Source organism: Pseudomonas sp. C9-3 (assembly GCF_032392015.1).
Taxonomy (GTDB): domain Bacteria; phylum Pseudomonadota; class Gammaproteobacteria; order Pseudomonadales; family Pseudomonadaceae; genus Pseudomonas; species Pseudomonas nitroreducens.
The window spans coordinates 4,575,157-4,597,739 of the sequence record NZ_CP135919.1 but is presented as its reverse complement, the minus strand read 5'-3'; the positions used below and the strand labels follow the sequence as shown (position 1 = coordinate 4,597,739).

The following is a 22,583-nucleotide window of genomic DNA, read 5'->3' as shown; positions in this document are numbered from 1 at the left end:
CGCCCATGAAAAAGCCCGCCGATTGGCGGGCTTTTTCGTTCTTGCTCTTCTGTAGGAGCGAGCTTGCTCGCGAACCGCATGGCACCGAGCGGTTCCTGTTCGCGAGCAAGCTCGCTCCTACAAAAGCCGGCTCACGCCTTGGCAGCAGCCGGGAATTCCCGGTGCAGCTGGGCCAGCAACTGGTCCTTGCGCTCCCACAGCTGGTTCACCCACAGCTGGAACTCGGCGCGGTAGCCCTCGTCCTGGTCGTAGCTCTTGCCGATGAACTGGCGCGGGATCTCCAGCTCTTCGAAGCGCACTACCACCGAGCGCAGCTTGCCGGACATCAGGCACCAGAAGGTCGGGCGGCCATCGGGGTAATGGATGGTGACGTTCACCAGGGTCTTGAGCTGCTCGCCCATGGCGTCGAGGACGAAGGCAATGCCGCCGGCCTTGGGCTTGAGCAGGTGCTGGAACGGCGACTGCTGTTCGTCATGCTTGGCCTGGGTGAAGCGGGTGCCTTCGAGGAAGTTGAAGATCGACACCGGGATGCGGCTGAACTTGGCGCACGCCTTGCGGGTGGTCTCCAGGTCCTTGCCTTTCTTCTCCGGGTACTTGGCCAGGTAGGCCTTGGTGTAGCGCTTCATGAAGGGGAAATCGAGCGCCCACCAGCACAGGCCGATGATCGGGACCCAGATCAGCTCCTGCTTGAGGAAGAAGCGCAGCAGCGGCACGCGGCGGTTCAGCTGGTACTGCAGGACGAGAATATCGACCCAGCTCTGGTGGTTGCTGGTGACCAGGTAGGAGTGGTCGTAAACCAGACCCTGCAGGCCCTCGACGTTCCAGTGAGTGCTGCGCACCAGGTTCATCCAGCCTTTGTTGCAGGCGATCCAGCTTTCGGCGATCAGGCTCATGATCTTGCTGCAAGCGCTCTGCGCCGCGGCGAACGGCAGGACGATCTTGACCAGCGTCATGCCGAGCAGCAGCGTGGCCCAGCAAACGGTATTGAGGAACAGCAGCAGGCTCGCGATCACGCCGCGAACGATCGGGGGGAGGAAACTCAACATCGAGGAATGGTCCTTGTACGTAGGCGCCCGGTTGGCCGGGCGCGTGATGCGTTCGTGGGCACATCCCTCGTGCCTTGGGTTATCAGCCGTCCTTGCCGCTGTCCGCCTGGATCGCCGTCAGCGCGATGGTGTAGACGATGTCGTCCACCAGCGCCCCGCGTGACAGGTCGTTCACTGGTTTGCGCAGGCCCTGCAGCATCGGGCCGATGCTGACGCAGTCGGCGCTGCGCTGGACGGCCTTGTAGGTGGTGTTCCCGGTGTTCAGATCGGGGAACACGAATACGTTGGCGCGTCCTGCCACCTGGCTCTCGGGGGCCTTCAGGCGACCCACGCTGGCGATGGCGGCGGCATCATACTGCAAGGGGCCGTCGATCAACAGATCGGGGCGTTTTTCCCGCGCGATGCGTGTTGCTTCGCGCACTTTCTCGACATCTGCGCCCGTTCCCGACTCGCCGGTGGAGTAGCTGATCATCGCCACCCGCGGGGTGATGCCGAAGGATTGCGCCGAGGCGGCACTCTGCAGGGCGATCTCCGCCAGGTCACTGGCCGAAGGATCGGGATTCACCGCGCAGTCGCCATAGACCACCACCTGGTCGGGCAGCAGCATGAAGAACACCGAGGACACCAGGTTGTAGCCCGGTGCCGTCTTGATCAGCTGCAGGGCCGGGCGGATGGTGTTGGCGGTGGTGTGGATGGCACCGGAAACCAGCCCGTCCACCTCGTCCAGGGCAAGCATCATGGTGCCCAGCACGACGTTGTCTTCGAGTTGCTGCTCGGCCATCGGCGCATTCAGGCTTTTGCCCTTGCGCAGCTCGACCATCGGGTCGACGTAGCGGCTGCGTACCAGGTCCGGGTCGACGATCTCCAGGTCCGCGGGGAGCACGATGCCCAGCATCTGGGCCACGGCCTGTACGTCATCGGGCTTGGCCAGCAGCACGCAGCGGGCAATGCCGCGGGCGTGGCAGATGGCGGCGGCCTGCACGGTGCGCGGTTCGCTGCCCTCGGGCAGGACGATGCGCTTGCCCGCACGATTCGCGCGCCGGGTCAGCTGGTAGCGGAATACCGGCGGCGACAGGCGCAGCTCGTGGGGGGCGCCGCAGCGCTCCTTGAGCCACTCGAAGTCGATGTGTTCGGCAACGAATTCGGTGACACGCTCGGCGCGCTCGCGGTCGTCCACCGGGATTTCCTTGTTCATCCGCGACAGGTCGCCGGCGGTGTCGAAGGAGCCGGTCTTCACGGTGAGCACCGGCAGACCGCTCTGCAGCGCGCTGCGGCACAGCTCCATGATCCGCGCGTCCGGCGCCAGGCCCGAGCACAGCAGCAGGCCGGCCAGCGGCACGCCGTTCATGGCGGCGAGGCAGGCAGCGAGGATGATGTCGTCGCGGTCGCCCGGCACCACCACCAGCACGCCGGGCTTGAGCAGGTGCACGGTATTCGGCGCGGAGGGTGCGCAGAGGATGATCTTCTGCACGCGGCGTTGTTCATAGTCGCCGGCGTTGAGCACGCTGGCATCCAGCAGGTCGGCGACGTCGCGGGTGCGCGGGGCGTTCATCTCGTCCTGCCAGGGGATGCAGCCGAGCAGGCGGACGTCACCATCGCGCAGCAGCGGCGAATGTTCCTTCAGGCGCTCGCCGAACAGCCGCGCCGCGGCCTCGGCATCGCGGGGCATATCGTCGCTCTCGCCGCCGCGCACCTTGTTCACGATCAGGCCGGCCAGGTGCGGGTCGCGCGGGCCGCCGAACAGCTGGGCAAGAATCTCGATGCGGTCGGACAGCTCGCTCACGGTCTCGTTGTCCGGCGCGGAGACGAGGATCACTTCGGCATCCACGCTGCGCGCCAGGTGTGCGTTGATGCGTGCGGCGTAGCTGGCGTGCTTGGTCGGCACCATGCCTTCGACGATCATCACGTCCTTGTCCACGGCGGCGTTGTTGTACATGCCGACTATGTCTTCGAGCAGCTCGTCGAGCAGGCCGTCGCCGAGCATGCGCTCGACCTTGGAGAGCGACAGCGGGGTGGGTGCATTGAGGCCGTGGGTGCGTGCGACCAGTTCGCTGGAGCGCTCCGGGCCGTCGTCCCCGGCATGGGGCTGGGCGATGGGCTTGAAGAAGCCGACCTTCAGGCCGGCGCGTTGCAGGGCGCGGATCAGCCCCAGGCTGGTGGACGTCAGGCCAACACCGAAACCGGTCGGTGCGAGGAAGAAGGTGTGCATCCGGGCTCCTTAAGCCGTGCGGAGAGAGGAGGTGCCCTTGTGGGGCGCAACCCGTGGATCTTCAGTCGAGTACGGCCAGGGTGTCGAGAGCGATCTGCCGTTCTTCGTTGGTGGGGATCACCAGTACGCGCGGATGGCCGGCCAGGTGGATCGGCCCGCCGACACCGCGCACGCAGCGGGCGTTGGCTTCTCCGTCGAGTTCGAGGTTGAGCACGTGCAGGTGCTTGACCGTGAGGTTGCGCACCAGCGCGGAGTTCTCGCCGATGCCGCCGGTGAAGATGATGCCGTCCAGGCGCGGCAGCGCACAGGTCAGCGAGGCCAGCGACTTGGCCAATCGGTAACAGAATACTTCGATGGCCAGCGCCGCATTGGCGTGGCCCTGCTCGCGGGCATGCTCCAGGGTGCGCATGTCGTTGGACAGCCCCGACAGGCCGAGCAGGCCGCTGTCGTGGTTGAGCATGTGGTCGATCTTCTCCAGGCTCCAGCCCAGGGTGCGCGCCAGGTGGCTGTGCAGGTTCGGGTCGACGTCGCCCGAGCGGGTCCCCATCATCAGGCCTTCCAGCGGGGTCAGGCCCATGCTGGTGTCGCGGCTCTGGCCGTTGGCGATGGCGCAGGTGGAGCTGCCGTTGCCCAGGTGCGCGGACAGCCAGTAGCTGTCACCTACCGCCAGCCCGCTCATCTCGGCCGCCTTGTGGCTGACGTAGCGGTGGCTGGTGCCGTGGAAGCCGTAGCGGCGTACGTGCTGCTCGCGGTACAGCGGCTCGGGGATGGCGTAACGGTAGGCGCGCTCGGGCAGGCTCTGGTGGAAGGCGGTATCGAACACGGCGATGTGCGGGAGGGCGGGGTAGAGCGCCATGGCGGCGTCGATGCCCACCAGGTTGGCCGGGTTGTGCAGCGGCGCCAGGGGCGAGGTCTCGCGGATGGCGCTGAGCACTTCATCGGTCAGGCGCGAAGCCTGGGTGAAGCGCTCGCCGCCGTGTACGACGCGGTGGCCGATGGCGTGCAACTCGCCTTGTGCAGCCTGGGCCACCAGCGGTAGCAGGCGGGCGAGGGCGGCCTTGTGGTCGCCACCGGGCAGCTCCAGGGTCTGCGGCTGCTCGTCGGTCTCGCCCTGCCAGCGCAGGCTGGCGCCGTTGGAGCCAAGGCGCTCGGCCAGGCCGTGGAGGATGAAGTCTTCGCGCCCCTCTCGAACCAGGGCGAACTTGATCGAAGAACTGCCGCAGTTGATCACCAGGATATTGCGAGCCGGCATGCCTACTCCTTGTTGCTGTCGGAATCCTTGGCGCACCAGCCGCAGGGGAACCAGCGGCCGATCTGCGCCTTGCGTTGCTGCGGGTCCAGCACCCAGGGCCGCGACTGCCAGGGCGGCTGGTGGCGCAGGTGCTGGGTGTGGCCGCAGGACAAGACTGCCATCCAGTGGCCGTCTTCGTCCTGATGAAAGTCAAGCAGGCGCGGCGGACCCGCGTTGTCCCGTCCGTCCGTCTTCGGGTCGCATTCGGGGGCGTCGCCGCGTAAACTTACGCGCTCAACTTCTATATCAGATAGGTTTCGAACCATGCAGATCGCGGCCAACAAGGCGGTTTCCATCGACTATACCCTGACCAACGACGCAGGTGAGGTCATCGACAGCTCCGCCGGCGGCGCTCCGCTGGTCTACCTGCACGGTGCCCACAACATCATTGGCGGCCTGGAAAAAGCCCTCGAAGGCAAGCAGGTTGGTGATGAACTGGACGTGACCGTCGAGCCGGCCGATGCCTATGGCGAGTACAGCGCCGAACTGGTCGCCACCCTGACCCGCGAGATGTTCGAAGGCGTGGACGAGCTGGAAGTCGGCATGCAGTTCCACGCCTCCGCTCCGGACGGCGGCATGCAGATCGTCACCATCCGCGACATCGATGGCGACGACGTGACTGTCGACGGCAACCACCCGCTGGCCGGCCAGCGCCTGAACTTCAAGGTGAAAGTGGTCGACATCCGTGACGCTTCGGCTGAAGAAGTCGCCCACGGCCACGTCCACGGCGAAGGTGGTCATCACCACTGATCGCTGCCACCCGGTCGCTCATCGAGATCGGGTGGAGCCATCATTGAGCTGCTAAGCTCAATCGGGAAAGGCGCCTTCGGGCGCCTTTCTCATGCAATCGGCTTCAACTGCAAAGAATGCCAGGGCATTTTTCCCGCATCGACTGGGATTGCGCAGCACGTCGGACACATTGTCCGCCCCTGCGCGGGCACTTCGTGCCTACTTCTTCAAGGAGCAAGCAATGAGCGCTTTTCACGATCTGACGCTGCATGGTCTCGACGGCCAGGATCTGCCGCTGGCCCCGCTCAAGGGCAAGGTCGTGCTGGTGGTCAACGTCGCCTCGAAGTGCGGCCTGACTCCGCAGTACGCCGGTCTGGAGAAGCTCTACCAGCAATACAAGGATCAGGGGTTCGTGGTACTGGGGCTGCCTTGCAACCAGTTCGCCGGGCAGGAGCCGGGCAGCGAATCCGAGATCCAGTCGTTCTGCTCGCTGAACTATGGGGTCAGCTTCCCCATGTCGGGCAAGCTGGACGTCAACGGCTCGGAACGTCATCCGCTGTACCGCCTGCTGGCGGGCGAGGGCGCCGAGTTCCCCGGCGACATCACCTGGAATTTCGAGAAGTTCCTGCTCGGCCCGGACGGCCGCGTGCTGGCGCGCTTCAGCCCGCGCACCGCACCGGATGATCCGGCGCTGATCCAGGCCATCGAGAAGGCGCTGGGCGCCTGACCGCTGCTGGCGGGAGAGGGCGCTTGCGCCAATCCCGCTGGCATTTCTTCCTTTGCGTTGTTTCGCGCAGCGCGCGGCGGCTTAATCGGGCGACCTGCTTCCGGAGCCCGCCATGAGCCGTTTCGCCGCCGAGTCCGCCTGCTTGCCCGCCACGCCTGATGCCCTGCGCGCCTTGATCGAGCAGCGTCGTTCGGTTCGTCGCTTCCTCGACGAGCCTGTGCCCGATGCAGTGCTGCGCGATTGCCTGGAGCTGGCGGTGCTCGCTCCCAATGCCTGCAACCTGCAGCCCTGGAGCTTCCAGGTGATCCGCGATGCCCAGCTGCGGCGCCAACTGGTGCCGGTCTGCCTGGGGCAGAACGCAGCGCGCACGGCGCCGGTGCTGATCGCCGTGCTGGCGCGGCCGGATACCTGGCGCGAGTCCTGCGCCGACATCCTCGAGCAATGGCCCGAACCGCAGGTGCCGGAGAAGGTCCGGCGCTTCTATGAGCACACCGCGCCTTTCCAGTACGACCAGGGTGCATTGGGCTTGCGCGGGTTGTTCAAGCGCGCGCTGTATTCGGTCGTCGGGTTGCGCCGTGCCCTGATGCGGCAGCCCAACAGCCACGCCGAAATGCGCCTGTGGGCGGTGAAATCCACCGCGCTGGCGGCGCAGAACCTGATGCTCGCCCTGCAGAGCCACGGCTTCGCCAGTTGCCCCATGGAAGGCTTCGACGAGGTGCGGCTGCGCAAGGTGCTGCAGATTCCCCGTCGCGCGGTGCCGATCATGTTGCTGGCAGCAGGACGGGCTGCGGACAACGGCGTCTACAACCCGCGCCTGCGCTTCCCGCTGGAGCAGCGCGTCAGCTGGCACTGACCGCATCGGGGCGCGTCAGCACACCCATGCGCCCGCCGCCGAAGGACCAGTCGTCCGCCTCGCTGGTGGTGATCTGCACCATCACGTCCTCGCTGGCGACTCCCAGGCGTTCGCCCAGCAATGCATTGAGTCGGCGGTAGAACGCCTGCCTGGTCTGCGAGTCGCGCGGGCGGCCGATGGTGATGGCGATGAGCACGAAGTCGTCGCTGCGCGGGCCGCCGAGGTAATCGCGGTTGTAGACGAATTCCTCCGCTTCATGCTGGTGGATCATCACGAACTGGTCGCCTTCCGGGACGTTGAAAGCCTCGTGCATGGCGTCGTATACGGTGTCGGCCAGTTGGCGCAGGTACTGCGGTTGCTTGCCTTTGCGCAGGGAGATGCGGACGGTGGGCATGGTGTCACTCCTCGTCGAGACGGTTGAGAGCGGAAGCGGCCGTCGGCCAGCCGCCGTAGAAGGCCAGGTGGGTGATCAGCTCGACCAGCTCCTCGCGGGTCAGGCCGTTGTCCCTGGCCAGTTCGAAATGGAACGGCAGTTGTTTCTGCCGGCCCTGCACCACCAGCGCGGCGACGGTTGCCAGGCTGCGCTCGCGCGGACTCAACTGCGGGCGTTGCCAGACATCCCCGAACAGCACCTGCTCGGTGATCTGCGCCAGCTTCGGTGCCTGCTGTTGCAGGGCAGGGGAGACCTGGGGTGGACGAGACATGCTGCCGTTCCTCTTCTGTGGCTTGACGGAATCAGGCTAGCGCGGCAGGTTTGTTCTGAAAATCAGGAAATATTTGACTGATAGTTCGATTAATCAGGATGGTTGCCATGGCCCGCATCAACTTCGATCTCGACGTGCTGCGCACCTTCGTCACCGGCATCGAGCTGGGCAGCTTCGCCCGTGCGGCGGACCGCCTGGGGCGCTCCACGTCTGCCGTCAGCGCGCAGCTGAAGAAGCTGGAAGAGCAGGCCGGCACCCCGGTGTTGCGCCGCGAAGGACGTGGCATGGCACTGACCGAGGCGGGTGAGACGCTGTTGGCCTACGCCCGCCGCCTGCTGGATTTGAACGACGAGGCGGCCGGCGCCTTGCGTGGCGGCTCGCTGGAGGGCCGGGTGCGCCTCGGCCTGCAGGAGGACTTCGGCGAAACCCTGTTGCCCGCCGTGCTCGCGCGCTTCGCCCGTGCTCATCCCAGGGTGCGCATCGAGGTGCGCACCTCGCGCAATCAACAACTCATCGAAGGGGTGCGCAGCGGCGAACTGGACCTGGCGCTGGCGTGGGAAACCGGTGAGCGCACGCCCTACATGGAGCGCCTGGGGGCGGTGGCGCAGTGCTGGATCGGCGCCCCGGATGCGCCCTTGTTTCCCGCGGCCCAAGCGCTGCCGCTGGTCATGCTGGAGGCGCCCTGCCTGCTGCGCAGCGCGGCAACGGCGGCCCTGGACAGGGCCGGCGTGCCTTGGCGCGTGGCCTTCACCAGTGCCGGGCTGTCCGGCATCTGGGCCGCCGTCGGCGCGGGGTTGGGGATCGGCCTGCGTACTCCCATCGGCTTGCCGGCCGGCGTCGAGCGGCTGGATGCCGGGCGCGCCGGGCTGCCGACCATGGAGCCGCTGGGCCTGTGCCTGCATTGCAGCGAAGCCGAACCTGAAGCCGTGGTGGAGCGCCTGCGTGAATTGCTGAAGGAAGGCGTGGCGGAGTTGCTGGAAAGCCCGGCGGTTCGCTGATCCGCTTCTGAAGGAAAATCACTGCGATCAATGGTGCTGGCAAAAGCGAGACGACCGGTCATATTCTTGCCGCCATGAACAGCATCCGACTCGACAAGCGTGACCTGATCCTCGCCAAGGGCTCCCTGGCGATGACCCGCAGCGGCTACCACGGCACCGGCGTGCAGGACATCGTCCAGGCCGCGGGGATTCCCAAGGGCTCCTTCTATCACTACTTCGACAGCAAGGAAGACTTCGCCCTGCAGGCGCTGGAGCACCTGTATGCACCACGCCTGGCGCGCTACGCCGAGGCGCTGGGTAATCCGGCACTGGGGCCGCGCGCACGCATCCTCACCTATTACCGCGAGCTGTTGGCGCACTTCGCCCGTCAGGAGAAGCTGCAGTACCACTGCTTCATCGGCAGCCTGAGCTTCGAGATGGCTGAGCTGTCGCCGCCGATCGCCGAGCGTGTCGACGGCATCCTTCAGCAGTCCATCGATACCCTGCGCGACTGCCTGGCTGACGCCCAGCGCGCCGGGGAATTGCCCGCCTCGGAGAACGTCGAGCAACTGGCCGAGTTCATCGGCAATGCCTGGCAGGGCGTGCTGGCGCGCATGAAAGTCAGCGCTTCGCTCAAGCCGGTGGAACGCTTTATCGAGCGCCTGGAGCACTTGCTACAGGCCTGATCTGCCTGAGTCATCACTCATTTTTCCAGCCCCACTCAAAAACGAGACGACCGGTCGCCTGGCCGTCATGGAGACTTCAATGACTGCATCCGTAGATACCCTGTTCTCGCCCTTCCGCCTGGGCGATCTGGAACTGCCCACGCGCATCGTGATGGCGCCGATGACCCGTAACTTCACGCCGGGCGGCGTACCCCACGCCCAGGTCGTCGAGTACTACCGTCGCCGCGCCGCTGCCGGCGTCGGCCTGATCGTTACCGAAGGCACCACGGTCAACCACAAGGCCGCCAACGGCTACCCGAACGTGCCGCGCTTCCATGGTGAAGATGCCCTGGCAGGCTGGAAGCAGGTGGTCGACGCCGTGCACGCCGAAGGCGGCAAGATCGTCCCGCAACTGTGGCACGTCGGCGCCGTGCGCCGCCTGGGCACCGAGCCGGACGCCAGCGTTCCGGGCTATGGCCCCAGCGGCAAGGAAAAGGACGGCACCGTGCTGGTCCATGAGATGACCAAGGACGACATCCAGGAAGTCATCGCCGCCTTCGCCCAGGCCGCTCGCGACGCCAAGGCCATCGGCATGGATGGTGTGGAAATCCACGGCGCCCACGGCTACCTGATCGACCAGTTCTTCTGGGACGGCAGCAACAAGCGCACCGACGAATACGGCGGCAGCCTGGCCAACCGTTCGCGCTTTGCGATCGAACTGATCCAGGCCGTGCGCGCGGCCGTCGGCCCCGACTACCCGATCATCTTCCGCTTCTCCCAGTGGAAGCAGCAGGACTACAGCGCCCGCCTGGTGCAGACGCCCGAGGAGCTGGCAGCCTTCCTCAAGCCGCTGTCGGATGCCGGCGTGGACATCTTCCACTGCTCCACCCGCCGCTTCTGGATTCCGGAATTCGAAGGCTCCGACCTCAACCTCGCCGGCTGGACCCGCCAGCTCACCGGCAAGCCGACCATCACCGTCGGCAACGTCGGCCTGGATGGCAGCGAATTCCTGGCGTTCTTCGGCAACACCGAGGAAGTCGCCCAGCCGTCGGGCATCGACGGCTTGCTGGAGCGTCTGAACAAGGAAGAGTTCGACCTGGTCGCCGTCGGCCGTGCCCTGCTGGTGGACCCGGACTGGGCGCTGAAAGTGCGCGACGGTCGCCTTGCCGACATCAAGCCGTTCAGCCGTGATGCGCTGATGTCGCTGGCCTGATTCGTCCGCGTCTGATCCTCAAAAGCCCCTGGCACCCACGGTGCCAGGGGCTTTCGCATTTCTGTAGGAGCGAGCTTGCTCGCGAACAGAGTCCGCCGTGCAACCGGTTCGCGAGCAAGGACTAGGCGTCCCTCTCGCTCCTACCAGTGATGCCTTGTTTATGGCGGGTTATTGATTGCCTGAATGGTCTGAAAACACCGGCCCAGGCGTTTACAAATCTTTTCCGAGACCCACCTTTCCGCATGCTGACTTCCCAGTCCGAAACGGGCAGAGTATGAACGCGTTCACACAACAATAGGCCGGGAGACGGCCATAGGAGTAAGTCATGCGGATCGGCTTGGTAGTCGATGCAACCTGCGACCTTCCCCCCGAATTCCTTGCTGCCCACAACATTCGCGTCCTCCCCATCGGTATCCGTGTGGGCGAGCGTCGCATCGTCGATGATCGCGATCCCGACACCACCCTGACGTTCTATTCCCAGGACCTGCCCAAGGTCGGCCCCGAGGACGGCAGCGAGCCGCTGACTCCGGCGCAGACTCACGACTGGTTCCTGGAAAAGCTGGTCACCGATTTCGACTACGTGATCTGCCTGACCGTCAGCAGCCAGCGCAGCCCGATCTTCGACAACGCCACCCAGGCCTCCTTCAGCCTCCTGCAGAGCTACAAGGAACGCCGCGCCGCCGCTGGTATCGCCGGGCCCTTCGCGCTGCGGGTGATCGATAGCCAGACCGTGTTCGCCGGCCTGGCCGTGCTGGCCGCCGAAGGCGTGCGCCTGCTCGGCGAAGATCAGCATCCCAATGCCGTGCGCACCCGCCTGGAGCAGCTCAGCCAGCAGATGAACACCTTCCTGGTCGCCAGCGACCTGGGGCACATCCGCCGCCGTGGCTTCCAGAAGGGCGACCGCAGCAGCATCGGCGACCGCCTGCGTGGCGCCTTCCTTGGCCTGGGTTCGATGCTCGACATGAAGCCGGTGCTGAGCCTGGTACAGGGCGAGGACAAGCCCGTGTCGGTGTCGCCGAACTACGAGAAATCCGCCGAGCGCCTGCTCAACTTCGCCCGCGCGCGGGTCGAGGCGGGCGAGTTGCTGGCGCCGCAGATGAGCCTGAGTTACGCCGGCGATCCTTCCGCGCTGCGTGACCTGCCAGGCTTCGCCGCGCTGGAAGCGGCCTGCCAGGCCAAGGGCGTGCAGGTGCACCTGGCGATGCTCAGCCCCACCGGCGGCATCAACCTCGGCGCCGGCGCCATGAGCCTGTCCTTTGCCGCCGAGCCCAAGCCTTTCGCCTGATCGCTACTTGTGGGTTTCAGGGTGGCCCAGGCCGCCGGGGTTCTTCCCCGGCAGGCCCGCGCGGCAGGCTTCCTGCAGATAGCCCTCGAAGCGCTCGACCACCGTGTCCCACGCCTGGTGGATGGCGTGGTGACGAGCGTTGAGGCGCACCCGGCGCAAACGCTCCGGGTCCTCCAGCAGCCAGCTCGCCGCTTCGAAGAAGCTCTGGCTCTCGCCCGGAACGCCGAGCACGCCGTTGTGCCCGTGGCGGATGTGCTGGCCGGCGGCCGCCTGGTCGAAGGCCACCACCGCCAGCCCTGAGGCCAGCGCCTCCAGCACCACATTGCCAAAGGTTTCCGACAGGCTGGGGAACAGGAACAGGTCGCCGCTGGCGTAGTGCCGGGCCAGTTCCTCGCCACGCTGCAGGCCGCAGAACAGCGCTTCGGGCAGTTCCTTCTGCAGGTGCGCGCGCTGCGGGCCGTCACCGACTATCACCAGGCGCAGTTTCAGCTGCGGGTGTTCCGCGCACAGGGCGCGGAAGCTGCTGCCCAGCAGCGACAGGTTTTTCTCCGCTGCCAGCCGGCCGACATGCAACACAGCGATATCCCGTTCGCCCAGGCCCCATTCGCGACGCAGCGCTTCGTCGCGGCGGGCGGGGTTGAACAGTTGGCTGTCGACGCCGCGCGAGAGCTGCGCCAGGCGCTCGAAGCCGCGCCGCTGCAGCTCCATGGACTGGCTGGCGCTGGGCACCAGGGTCTGCTGGGTGCGGTTGTGGAACCAGCGCAGGTACAGGGTCACCAGGCGCATCAGCGGGCCGAAACCGTAGTGCGCGCTGTACTGCTGGAAATTGGTGTGGAAGCCGCTGATCACCGGGATCCGCAGGCGCCGGGCGGCGCGCAGAGCGGCGAGGCCGAGGGGGCCTTCGGTGGCGATGTAGAGCACATCCGGGCGGGTGCGTTTCCAGTGGCGCATCAGCTTGTGCAGGCACGACTGGCCCCATTGCAGGCCGGGGTAGCCGGGCAGCGGCCAACCACGGGTCAGCACCAGCTGGCCATCGCTGTGTCGGCCTTCGTCGCTCTGCTGGCGCGGGCGGACGACCTGGATCTGGTGTCCGAGATGCAGCAGCCCTGAGGCCAGCCGGCCGAGGGTGTTGGCCACGCCGTTGATTTCCGGCGGAAAGGTTTCGCTGATCAGCGCGATGCGCAGGGGAATCGTGGTCATGCTCGCAGTGTCCCGGCGCGCGGTGGCGCGCCGATGACAATGCGATGATCGATAGGTGACAGCCGCTCAGGCGCGGCGGCGGGTTACTTCACCAGCGCCTTTTCACCACCCTCGCGCACCCAGAACAGCACGGCGCCGGCCACGGCGGCGGGCATGGCGACCAGGTTGACCACCGGGATCAGCAGCGCGAGGTAGGTGATGCCACCGAAGCCCATGCAGGCCCAGCGCTTGCTGCGCAGCCAGGCGAGCATCTCGTTCCAGCCCAGTTTGTGGTTGTCCGCCGGGTAGTCGATGTACTGCACCGCCATCATCCACACGCCGAAGATCAGCCACAGCGGTGCAGCGATCAGGTTCAGGCCGGGGATCAGGCTGAGGATGAACAGCGCGATGGCGCGTGGCAGGAAATAGCCGAGCTTGCGCAGCTCGCGGCCGATGGTTCGCGGCACCATGGCCATCAGCTCGCCCCAGCTGAATTCGGGGAAGTCGTCGGTGCCGCGCACCACGACTTCCACCTTCTCCGCCAGGAAGCCGTTGAAGGGCGCGGCGATGATGTTGGCGATCATGGTGAAGGTGAAGAACACGATCAGCAGGACCAGCGCGACGAACAGCGGCCAGAGGATGAACTGCAGGAAGCTCAGCCAGTCCGGCAGGGTCGGCATCAGCCAGTCGACCCAGTGGCTGAACTGGTTGATGGCGAAGCCGATCAGGCCGACGAACAGCAGGATGTTGATGCTCAGGGGCAGCAGGACGAACAGCCGCAGGCCGGGGCGCATCATCAGTTTCAGGCCTTCGCTGAGGTATTGCGGGCCGCTCAGGGTGGACATCGGACTCTCCAGGGTTGAACCGTAGGCGACCTTAGCAGACCCGGCGAAGGCCCGGCGAGCCGTCTGTTTTGCCGGGTATGTGCATCGCAGCCGCGCGTTCAGGCGACCGTGTAGCGATAACAGCGGTTGCGTTCCTGCTTGGCCTGGTACATGGCGATGTCGGCGGCGCGGGTCAGGGCGTCGGCATCGGCGGCGTCCTGCGGGTAGAAGGCGATGCCGATGCTGGGGGTGACGAAGTCGATGACCTGGCCGTCCAGGCGGTACTCGGCGCCGAGTACGCCCAGCAGGCGCATGCCCAGGGCTTCGGCCTGATCCGGCTGGGCATTTTCCAGCAGCACGGCGAATTCGTCGCCGCCCAGGCGGAAGGCCTGGTCCGGCTGGCGCAGGCTGCCGCGCATGCGCTCGCCGACGGTGCTGAGCAGCGCATCGCCGATGGCATGGCCGAAGCGGTCATTGACCTGCTTGAAGCGGTCCAGGTCGATGTACAGCAGGGCCACCCGATTGCTGTGCACGATGGCGCGCTGCAATTGCTCATTGAAGGCCTTGCGGTTGCCCAGTGCGGTCAGCGTGTCTCGGTACGCGAGGTCGATCAGTTGTTTCTGGTAGGCCACCTGATCGCTGATGTCGCGCAGGATGCCGCGGAAGCCCTGGAATTCACCCTGGCCATCACGGATCGCCGAGAGCCGTGTTTCGCAGCTCACCAGCCGACCATCGCGGCGCTTGAACGGGGCGGAGAAGGTAGTTTCCTGCTCGTCGTCGCGGACCTTGTCGTACAGGCTCTGGGCGCGGTGATAGTCCTCCTCCTGCAGGAGGATGCCGAAGTGCTGGCCGCTGAGCTGGTCGGCGGCGTAGTCGAGCATCCGGCACAGTGCCGGGTTGACGGTGCGGATGATGCCCCGGGTGTCCATCTCGAAGTAGCCATCGCGGATGGCATCGAGGATGGCCCGATCGCGCGCTTCGCTCTGCGCCAGGCGATCGAGGGTACGGTTCATCTCGTTGGCCAGCTGGCCCAGTTCGTCCGTCCCCTGTGGGCTCAGGCGCAAGGCGGTGCGGTCCTGCCCGATGACTGCTACCTCGCGGTTCATGCTGCTGACCCGGCGAATGATGCGCAGCTCCAGGGCCACGTAGGCGAGCAGGATGGCGCCGCCGAGCAGGGCCAGGGTCAGGTAGAGGAACAGGCTGACCGACTGCTGGCCTTGCTGGTACAGCGGCCGGGGGCTGGTCAGTTCCAGGCGCAGTTGCGGCCGGCCGTGGGAGTCGAGATAGAGCAGCGACATCTGCTGGCTGTTCTCGTCCAGCAGATGCCGCGAGCTGAGCAGGGTGGCGCCGCGCCCGGTGGGGATGTTCAGGGTACGCCAGTCCTTGCCCTGTACCGGGTCCCGGGCCAGGCGCAGGCTCGCGCCCATCTGGGTCTGCAGGTTGTACATGCGCGCGCTGTCGAGCAGCACGCCGGCGATGACCACGCCGGCCGGCTCGGCGGTGCCCGCGGTATTGCTGATGGGATAGCTGAGCAGCAGCTGCGGCACGCCTTCGATCTGCAGCAGCTGGTCGAGGCTGTGGCGCGGGTCGCCATCGATATCCAGGGCGCCCAGCTCCAGTGCGGTGCGCAGGATGCCGTCGCGCAGCCGGGCGGCTTCGGGCACCTGCTGGCCGGGGAAACGCTGGGCCAGTTCGTCGAGTTTCCATTGCTGGGCGAGGATGTGCCCGTCGCGGTCGACGAACAGCACATAGTCGAAGCCGAGGATGCCCAGCAGGTCCTGGTCCAGGTTGTCCTCGATGAAGCGCGCCTGCGGCAGGCGCATGAACTGGTAGCTGGCATCCCACCAGGCGTAGCTGTGGACGATGTCGAGGTTGCGCTGTTTTTCGTAAGCGACGCGGTTGTGGACGATGCGTACCTCGTCGGCCAGGTGCTGGCGGTCCCCGCGGTCGAAGCGGTCGAGCAGGATCATGTCCGACAGCAGCCAGACCCCTGTGAGGCTCGCGACGAACAGGGGCAGGCACAGCCAAAGCAGGCGGGCGCGAAGGTTCATGGTGGTCCGGGTGACCTCTGGTTTGCTTGAGTCTAGACACAGGTGCAGTGGCTGCCCGCTACATAGGGGCAGCCTATGGGGGGCATTGAGATTGGGCATTTCAGCAGGACGCGGCGGCGGCGGTAAGCTGCGCGCCATCTGGTATCGAACGAGTTCGAGGGTCGATCCGACACTCCCTGACTTATCTCAAGGAGCGCAGGACGACCGCGGAAATCCCTGACTTATCTCAAGGGTTTTCCGGAGTTCTGCGGGACAATGCGATCCGTGACTCAGGTCACACCGCATTGTCCTCAGTCTCCGGACCGTGCGGTCCGCGCAAGAAACCTTTCAGTGGAGCTGCCGCCCTCCCAACCTTCCCCCTGGTGCTTTGGCAGCTCCCTTTTCTTTTGCACCCCGCTCTTCACCCGAGCACTGGAGGCTGTCATGTCCGATCGTCACGCGCGCGTCATCATTCTGGGTTCGGGGCCTGCGGGTTACAGCGCTGCGGTCTACGCCGCCCGCGCCAACCTCAAGCCGCTGCTGATCACTGGCATGCAGGCCGGCGGCCAACTGACCACCACCACCGAAGTCGACAACTGGCCGGGTGACCCCCATGGCCTGACCGGCCCGGCGCTGATGCAGCGCATGCAGGAACACGCCGAGCGCTTCGAGACCGAGATCGTCTTCGACCATATCCATGGCGTCGACCTGGCCGGCAAGCCGTTCGTGCTCAAGGGCGACAGCGGCACCTACACCGCGGATGCCCTGATCATCGCCACCGGTGCCAGTGCGCGTTATCTCGGCCTGCCGTCGGAAGAGGCGTTCATGGGCAAGGGCGTGTCCGCCTGCGCCACCTGCGACGGCTTCTTCTACCGCAACCGCGAAGTGGCGGTGGTGGGCGGCGGCAATACTGCCGTGGAAGAGGCGCTGTACCTGGCCAATATCGCCAGCAAGGTGACCCTGGTGCACCGCCGCGACAGCTTCCGTTCCGAGAAGATCCTGCAGGACAAGCTGCGTGCCCGCGTCGCCGAGGGCAAGATCGAACTGCGCCTGAATGCCCGGGTGGAAGAGGTGCTGGGCGATGCCATGGGCGTCACCGGCGTGCGCCTGCGCCATAACGATGGCCAGGCTTCGGAACTGAAGGTGGACGGCCTGTTCGTCGCCATCGGCCACACGCCGAACACCTCGTTGTTCGAAGGTCAGCTTGAGCTGAAGGACGGCTACCTGGTGGTCAACGGCGGCCGCGAAGGCAATGCCACGGCGACCAGCATCCCCGGCGTGTTCGCCGCCGGCGACGTGGCCGACCATGTCTACCGCCTGGCGATCACGTCCGCCGGCGCCGGCTGCATGGCCGCGCTGGACGTCGAGCGCTACCTGGATTCCCTGTAACGGCCCGAAGAGCCGGCGTGCAGGAAGGGGCCCCGCTTTGCGGGGCCTTTTTCTTTGTCGGGCTCAGAGGCATTCGAACAGCGCTGCTGCACCCTGCCCGCCGCCAATGCACATGCTGACCACGATGTAGCGCGCATTGCGCCGACGACCTTCGAGCAGCGCGTGACCTACCAGGCGTGTGCCGCTCATGCCGTAGGGATGGCCGAGGGCGATGGCGCCGCCGTTGACGTTCAGCCGCTCCGCCGGGATGCCCAGGGTTTGCGCGCTGTACAGCACCTGCGAGGCGAAGGCTTCGTTGATTTCCCACAGGTCGATGTCATCGATGTTCAGCCGGCAGCGCTGCAGCAGCTTGCGGATCGCCGGCACCGGGCCGATGCCCATTTCATCGGGCGCGCAGCCTTCCACCACGCAACTGACCAGGCGCCCCAGCGGTTGCAGGCCGTGACGCTGCAACTGCGCCTCGGAAACCACCAGGCAAGCGGCGGAACCATCGGACAGCGGGCAGGCGTTACCGGCGCTGACTGAGCCTTGGGTAAACACCGGCGACAGCGCTGCCAGGCCTTCGGCGCTGGTGGCGGGACGTGGGCATTCGTCGCGCGCCACGTCGATCTCGACGAAGGACTGTTCGCCGCTGTTGCGATCTTCGATGCGCTGAACGGTGCGGACCGCTGCGATCTCCGTTTCGAACAGACCCTGGGCCTGTGCCGTGGCGGCGCGTCGCTGGCTCTCCAGTGCGTAGGTGTCCTGTGCTTCGCGGCTGACGCCATAGCGCGTGGCGACCACTTCGGCGGTCTCGACCATTGGCATGTAGGCGGCGGGCAGGACTTCCAGCAACTGGCGGTCCTGACGTCGGTAGGTGTTCATGTGCTGGTTCTGCACCAGGCTGATGGATTCCACGCCGCCGGCGAGGATCAGCTCGGCGTCGCCGGCCTGGATGCGCTGGCTGGCGATGGCCACCGACATCAGGCCGGAGGCGCACTGGCGGTCCACGGTCATGCCGGGGGTGCGCACCGGCAACTGCGCCGCCAGTGCCGCCATGCGGCCGATGTTGTAGTACTGCGAACCCTCGGGCAGGGCGCATCCGAGGATCACATCGTCGATGGCGTGCGGGTCGAGGTCGTGCCGTTGCAGGAGCGCGCGCAGGGCAAAGGCGGCCAGTGTCGGAGCATCGGTGTCGTTGAACGCACCGCGATAGGCCCGGCCGATGGGCGTACGGGCGTAACCGGCGATGTAAGCCGGGAAGGCAGTCGAAGTCATGGTGGCAGTCCGGGTCAGTGGCGGGCGTCGCGGAAGGGCGCGGTGATCGCTTGCAGTTGGGCCAGGCTCAGGTCGCCGAGGATTTCCCGCAGCAGCAGGCCCTCGTCCTCGATATCGAAGACCGCGTGTTCGGTGATGATTCGCGTCACGCAGCGGCGCGCGGTGAGCGGCAGCTCGCAGCGTTCGACGATCTTGGCGCGGCCGTCCTTGTCGCAGTGCGGCATGGTGACGATCACCTGGCGGGCCTTCTGCGCCAGCTCCGCGCCGCCGCCGATGCCGGCGACGATCTTGCCCGGCACCAGCCAGTTGGCCAGGTCGCCGTGCTGCGAAACCTGCAGCGCGCCAAGGAAGGTGATGTCGAGCAGGCCGCGGCGGATGATGCCGAAGGAGGTGGCGCTGTCGACGATGGCGCCGCCCGGCACCACGGTGACGTAGCCGCCGCCAGCGTCGATCAGTTCGGCGTCGAGGTTGTGCGCGTCAGCCTGCGGGCCAACGCCGACGATGCCGTTCTCCGAGTGGATCCACACCTGGATGTGCGCCGGCACGTAGCCGGGGATCAGGGTCGGCAGGCCGATGCCGAGGTTCACCAACTGGCCGTCGCGGATATCCCGGGCGGCCCGGCGGGCGATGATTTCCCGCGGGTCAGCGAGGGATGGGCTGGTACTCATGGGAGCTCCTTGTGACGGCGACCAGGTGGTGCACGAAGATGCCGGGGGTGTGGATGCTGTCGGCCGCCAGGGCCTGCTCGCTGAGGTCGTAGACCTCGGCGATCACGCGGTCGGCGGCCATCGCCATCAGCGGGCCGAAGTTGCGCGCGCTGCCGTGGTATTGCAGGTTGCCGGCATGGTCGGCACGGTGCCCGGCGATGAAGGCGTAGTCGGCGCGCAGCGCCGTTTCGACGTACAGCTGGCGGCCTTCGAGCGTCACCGTCTGGCGCTGCTCGCCGAGCTCCTCGGGAATCTCGATGTCGCTGAGGAAAGCCGGCAGGCCGACGCCGGCACAGCGGATACGCTCGGCGAACAGGCCCTGGGAAACGAACTCCACTTCCAGTTGCCCGGCGGTGTAGGCCTTGCGCGCGGCGCCACTCAGGCCGAGGTGGGTGGTGACCATCTTGCGAATGGCGCCGGCCTCGATCAGCCGCGACACGCCGTAACCGTCCTGGTTGGCGTCATTCTTGATGATGGTCAGGTCACGCTTGCCCTGCCGCATGAGTTCTTCCAGCAGAGAAAACGGCGTGCCGGGCGAACCGAAGCCGCCGACCATGATGCTGCTGCCGTCGGCGATGTCGGCGATGGCCTGTTCCAGCGTGCACTGCTTGTTCATCGGCCGGCCTGCTGCGCCTGGAAGGCGTCGAAGGTGGCGCCGAGCAGTTCGACGATTTCGTCGCACTGTTCGCGGGTAGTGATCAGCGGCGGCGAGATCAGCGTGTGGTCGCCCTGTTCACCCATCAACGAACGGCGCGGGTAGATGATCAGGCCGCGCTCGCGAGCCAGGCGGGTGATGCTGTCGCTGACGTTGGCGGCCAGCGGGAAGGGCGTCTTGCTGTCGCGGTCGGCGACGTACTCGATGGCCTGCAGGTATCCGCGGCCACGCACATCGCCGATGAACTCGTAGCGTGCGCCAAGGGCCTTGAGGCGCTCCAGCAGGTAGGCGCCGTTCTCGGCGACCTTGCTTACCAGGCCTTCGTCCTCGATGGCCTGGATCACCGCCAGTGCGGTGGCGCTGGCCAGCGGGTTGCCGGCGTAGGTGTAGCCATGCTGGAAGCCGCCCGATGCGAGGATCGGGTCGGTCAGTTCGGCGCGGGTCAGCACTGCCGACACCGGGTAGTAGCCGGCGCCCAGGCCCTTGGCCAGGCAGAGGATGTCGGCCTGCACGTCCCAGTGTTCGTAGCCGAACCAGCGGCCGGTGCGGCCGATGCCGGTCATCACTTCGTCGAGGATCAGCAGGATGCCGTGGCGCTTGCAGATCGCCTGGATGCGCGGGAAGTACGCGTCGTGCGGCACTTCCGCGCCGGTACTGGCGCCGCCGATGGGTTCGGCGATGAAGGCGGCGACGTTCTGCGCGCCGATTTCCAGGATGGCCGCTTCCAGTTCGTCGGCGCAGGCAATCGCGTGGGCCTCGGCGCTCAGGCCGGCGGGTACGCGGTACTGGGTCGGCGAGGCGATCTTCGGGTAGTGCTGGAACATCGGCTCGAAGGGTTGGGTCAGCGGCGTGTAGCTGGTCATCGCCAGTGCGCCCATGGTCGAGCCGTGGTAGGCCGGCTTGCGGCTGATGAACACCCGGCGCTGCGCTTCGCCCTTGGCATACCAGTACTGGCGGGCGATCTTCAGCGCCGACTCGACCGACTCGGATCCGCCCGAGGAGAAGAACACCCGGTCGAAGCGCTGGCCGGTGAGGTTGACCAGGCGCTCGGCGAGGTCCAGCGCCGGCTGGTTCTCGAACTGGGTGCGGTAGGCGAAGGCGACCTTGTCCAGTTGCGCCAGCATCGCCTCGCGCACTGCCGGATGGCCATGGCCGAGCTGCGCGACGATGGCCCCGGAGCAGGCGTCCAGGTAGCGCTGGCCGTGCTCGTCCCAGGCGTAGATACCCTGGGCGTGGGAGACGGTCGGCAGGCGCACCGCGGATTGGTAGAACAGGTAGTCGGACATGCGAATCCCCTGATTGTCGGCGCCCGCCGTGGCGTGCGCGCTGGATTGGGCGTATCAGCCGATGTCGGCGAGGAACGCGCGGGTGCGTTGCTGTTGTGGCGCGCGGAACACTTCCTGCGGGGTACCCTGCTCGACGATGTTGCCGTCGGCCATGAACACCACGCGATCGGCGACCTTCTCGGCGAAGCGCATTTCGTGGGTGACCACCATCATGGTCATGCCGCTGCGGGCCAGGCTCTCCATCACGTTGAGCACGCCGCCGACCATTTCCGGGTCGAGCGCCGATGTCGGCTCGTCGAACAGCATCGCGTCGGGTTTCAGCGCCAGGGCGCGGGCAATCGCCACGCGTTGCTTCTGACCGCCGGAGAGGTTGCCGGGGTAGACGTCGCGCTTGTCCAGCACGCCGACCTTTTCCAGCAGCTCCTCGGCCTCGGCTCGCGCCTGGCGCGGGTCGATGCCCTGCAACTGGGTCGGGGCGATGGTGATGTTCTCCAGCACGGTCAGGTGCGGGAACAGGTTGAAGTGCTGGAACACCATGCCGACTTTCATGCGCAGGCTGTTGAGGTACTTTTCCTGCGCGCGATGGCTGCGCTGGCGGTCGTTGATCAACTGGTCCTGAAAGAGGATTTCGCCGCGCGTCGGCTGTTCGAGCATGTTCACGCAGCGCAGCAGGGTGCTCTTGCCCGAGCCGCTGGGGCCGATCAGCACCATCACCTCGCCCTTGTGCACGTCCAGGTCGATGCCCTTGAGCACCTCCAGCGGGCCGTAGTGCTTGTGGATATCTTTCAGCTGGATTTGTACGTCGGCGCGGCTCATGCCCGTCCTCCCTTGAGCAGCAGGCGCCGCTCGAACAGTTGCAGCAGCAGGCTGGTGATGGTGGTCAGCAGCGCGTAGATCAGCGCGCAGGCGAAATACAGCTCGAACGGCTTGAACGTTGCGCCGACCAGTTGCTGGGTGCGCATGAACAGCTCGGCCAGGGTGATGGTGGACACCAGCGAGGTGTCCTTGATCAGGATGATCAGGTTGTTGCCCAGCGGCGGGACGATCAGCTTGAACGCTTGCGGCAGGATGATCAGCCGCATGGTCCGCGCGGTGCCGAAGCCCAGCGAGCGCGAGGCTTCGACCTGGCCGAGAGGAATCGCCTGGATGCCGGCGCGGATAGTCTCGGCGTTGTAGGCGCCGACGTTCAGCGCCAGGCCTATCACGCCCGACGTGAAGGGCGACAGTTCGAAGCCGAACTGCGGCAGGCCGAAGTAGATGATGAACAACTGGACCAGCAGCGGCGTCGAGCGGATCAGCCAGATGTAGCCGGCGGCGGTCCAGCGCAGGGCGCGGTGCCGGGACAGGCGGGCGAGGGCGGCGAGCAGGCCGATCAGCAGGCCGAAGACGATGGCCAGCAAGGTCAGCTCGACGGTAACGCCGGCTGCCTTGAGCAGCATCGGCAGGTAATGGAGCACAAGGTTGAAGTCGAACATTCTTATTCTCGGGATGGGTGTCGGGAGCCAAACGCGGGGAACGAATGGTGATTCCTACAAATTATTTTAATACCCAGGTGTT

23 protein-coding genes are annotated in these 22,583 nt (G+C 66.2%); 8 read left to right on the top strand and 15 right to left on the bottom strand.

Going from position 1 to position 22,583, the window contains the following annotated elements; translation table 11 throughout:
- Nucleotides 1-131: 131 nt before the first annotated feature.
- The 4 genes from RS899_RS21095 to RS899_RS21080 form a co-directional block, all read right to left on the bottom strand.
- On the bottom strand, nt 132-1,046 hold the full coding sequence (locus RS899_RS21095) for an acyltransferase (protein WP_233298977.1): 915 nt from the start codon (nt 1,044-1,046) through the stop codon (nt 132-134).
- An 82-nt stretch (nt 1,047-1,128) separates the two neighbouring features.
- Nucleotides 1,129-3,255 (bottom strand): phosphate acetyltransferase, encoded by a 2,127-nt coding sequence (gene pta, locus RS899_RS21090; protein ID WP_054908661.1) that lies wholly within the window; start codon nt 3,253-3,255, stop codon nt 1,129-1,131.
- 61 nt (nt 3,256-3,316) lie between these two features.
- Nucleotides 3,317-4,507 carry an acetate kinase gene (locus RS899_RS21085; RefSeq protein ID WP_233298978.1) on the bottom strand — a complete coding sequence of 397 codons (1,191 nt, stop codon included), beginning with the start codon at nt 4,505-4,507 and terminating at the stop codon, nt 3,317-3,319.
- Nucleotides 4,508-4,509: 2 nt separating this feature from the next.
- Entirely contained in the window at nt 4,510-4,842 is a 333-nt protein-coding gene (locus RS899_RS21080; RefSeq protein ID WP_315807993.1) for a DUF3565 domain-containing protein, read from the bottom strand.
- Here RS899_RS21080 and RS899_RS21075 point away from each other — a divergent pair.
- From RS899_RS21075 to RS899_RS21065, 3 genes are all read left to right on the top strand, one after another.
- A complete protein-coding gene (locus RS899_RS21075; RefSeq protein ID WP_024762679.1) occupies nt 4,811-5,296 on the top strand; it encodes an FKBP-type peptidyl-prolyl cis-trans isomerase in 486 nt (161 codons plus the stop codon). The genes RS899_RS21080 and RS899_RS21075 overlap by 32 nt on opposite strands.
- 220 nt (nt 5,297-5,516) lie before the next feature.
- The gene (locus tag RS899_RS21070; protein ID WP_024762680.1) at nt 5,517-6,002 is read left to right on the top strand and encodes a glutathione peroxidase; all 486 of its coding nucleotides are present in this window, start codon (nt 5,517-5,519) and stop codon (nt 6,000-6,002) included.
- A gap of 112 nt (nt 6,003-6,114) precedes the next feature.
- The gene (locus tag RS899_RS21065) at nt 6,115-6,855 is read left to right on the top strand and encodes a nitroreductase family protein (protein ID WP_315807992.1); all 741 of its coding nucleotides are present in this window, start codon (nt 6,115-6,117) and stop codon (nt 6,853-6,855) included.
- Here RS899_RS21065 and RS899_RS21060 read toward each other — a convergent pair.
- Nucleotides 6,842-7,249, bottom strand: coding sequence for a tautomerase family protein (locus RS899_RS21060; RefSeq protein WP_315807991.1), 408 nt, complete (start codon nt 7,247-7,249; stop codon nt 6,842-6,844). The genes RS899_RS21065 and RS899_RS21060 overlap by 14 nt on opposite strands.
- A gap of 4 nt (nt 7,250-7,253) precedes the next feature.
- On the bottom strand, nt 7,254-7,559 hold the full coding sequence (locus tag RS899_RS21055; protein WP_315807990.1) for a carboxymuconolactone decarboxylase family protein: 306 nt from the start codon (nt 7,557-7,559) through the stop codon (nt 7,254-7,256).
- 107 nt (nt 7,560-7,666) lie between these two features.
- Between RS899_RS21055 and RS899_RS21050 the strand changes: the two genes are divergently transcribed.
- The 4 genes from RS899_RS21050 to RS899_RS21035 all read left to right on the top strand — a co-directional run bounded on the left by RS899_RS21050 (nt 7,667) and on the right by RS899_RS21035 (nt 11,699).
- The gene (locus RS899_RS21050) at nt 7,667-8,557 is read left to right on the top strand and encodes a LysR substrate-binding domain-containing protein (RefSeq protein ID WP_233298981.1); all 891 of its coding nucleotides are present in this window, start codon (nt 7,667-7,669) and stop codon (nt 8,555-8,557) included.
- 74 nt (nt 8,558-8,631) lie between these two features.
- Nucleotides 8,632-9,222, top strand: coding sequence for a TetR/AcrR family transcriptional regulator (locus RS899_RS21045; RefSeq protein ID WP_054908666.1), 591 nt, complete (start codon nt 8,632-8,634; stop codon nt 9,220-9,222).
- Between the two features lie 79 nt (nt 9,223-9,301).
- A complete protein-coding gene (locus RS899_RS21040) occupies nt 9,302-10,414 on the top strand; it encodes an NADH:flavin oxidoreductase (protein WP_315807989.1) in 1,113 nt (370 codons plus the stop codon).
- A 325-nt stretch (nt 10,415-10,739) separates the two neighbouring features.
- Complete coding sequence (locus RS899_RS21035) at nt 10,740-11,699, top strand: DegV family protein (RefSeq protein ID WP_054908668.1); 960 nt, start codon at nt 10,740-10,742, stop codon at nt 11,697-11,699.
- A gap of 3 nt (nt 11,700-11,702) precedes the next feature.
- Here RS899_RS21035 and RS899_RS21030 read toward each other — a convergent pair whose 3' ends face one another.
- The 3 genes from RS899_RS21030 to RS899_RS21020 form a co-directional block, all read right to left on the bottom strand.
- The gene (locus RS899_RS21030; protein ID WP_233298984.1) at nt 11,703-12,899 is read right to left on the bottom strand and encodes a glycosyltransferase family 4 protein; all 1,197 of its coding nucleotides are present in this window, start codon (nt 12,897-12,899) and stop codon (nt 11,703-11,705) included.
- Between the two features lie 83 nt (nt 12,900-12,982).
- A complete protein-coding gene (gene cysZ / locus RS899_RS21025; protein WP_233298985.1) occupies nt 12,983-13,723 on the bottom strand; it encodes a sulfate transporter CysZ in 741 nt (246 codons plus the stop codon).
- Nucleotides 13,724-13,821: 98 nt separating this feature from the next.
- On the bottom strand, nt 13,822-15,753 hold the full coding sequence (locus RS899_RS21020; RefSeq protein ID WP_315807988.1) for a sensor domain-containing diguanylate cyclase: 1,932 nt from the start codon (nt 15,751-15,753) through the stop codon (nt 13,822-13,824).
- Nucleotides 15,754-16,176: 423 nt separating this feature from the next.
- Between RS899_RS21020 and trxB the strand changes: the two genes are divergently transcribed.
- Nucleotides 16,177-17,121 (top strand): thioredoxin-disulfide reductase, encoded by a 945-nt coding sequence (gene trxB, locus RS899_RS21015; protein WP_315807987.1) that lies wholly within the window; start codon nt 16,177-16,179, stop codon nt 17,119-17,121.
- A gap of 63 nt (nt 17,122-17,184) precedes the next feature.
- Here trxB and RS899_RS21010 read toward each other — a convergent pair whose 3' ends face one another.
- From RS899_RS21010 to RS899_RS20985, 6 genes are read right to left on the bottom strand one after another with little or no spacing between them, the layout of a single operon-like run.
- Complete coding sequence (locus tag RS899_RS21010) at nt 17,185-18,378, bottom strand: thiolase family protein (protein ID WP_315807986.1); 1,194 nt, start codon at nt 18,376-18,378, stop codon at nt 17,185-17,187.
- 14 nt (nt 18,379-18,392) lie between these two features.
- A complete protein-coding gene (locus RS899_RS21005) occupies nt 18,393-19,046 on the bottom strand; it encodes a 3-oxoacid CoA-transferase subunit B (protein WP_315807985.1) in 654 nt (217 codons plus the stop codon).
- On the bottom strand, nt 19,021-19,701 hold the full coding sequence (locus tag RS899_RS21000) for a CoA transferase subunit A (protein WP_315807984.1): 681 nt from the start codon (nt 19,699-19,701) through the stop codon (nt 19,021-19,023). Before RS899_RS21000 ends, RS899_RS21005 begins: the two co-directional genes overlap by 26 nt.
- A complete protein-coding gene (locus tag RS899_RS20995; RefSeq protein ID WP_315807983.1) occupies nt 19,698-21,026 on the bottom strand; it encodes an aspartate aminotransferase family protein in 1,329 nt (442 codons plus the stop codon). Before RS899_RS20995 ends, RS899_RS21000 begins: the two co-directional genes overlap by 4 nt.
- Nucleotides 21,027-21,080: 54 nt before the next feature.
- Complete coding sequence (locus tag RS899_RS20990) at nt 21,081-21,842, bottom strand: amino acid ABC transporter ATP-binding protein (protein ID WP_233298992.1); 762 nt, start codon at nt 21,840-21,842, stop codon at nt 21,081-21,083.
- Entirely contained in the window at nt 21,839-22,501 is a 663-nt protein-coding gene (locus tag RS899_RS20985) for an amino acid ABC transporter permease (RefSeq protein WP_054908678.1), read from the bottom strand. The genes RS899_RS20990 and RS899_RS20985 overlap by 4 nt, the downstream gene beginning before the upstream one ends.
- Nucleotides 22,502-22,583: the final 82 nt, after the last annotated feature.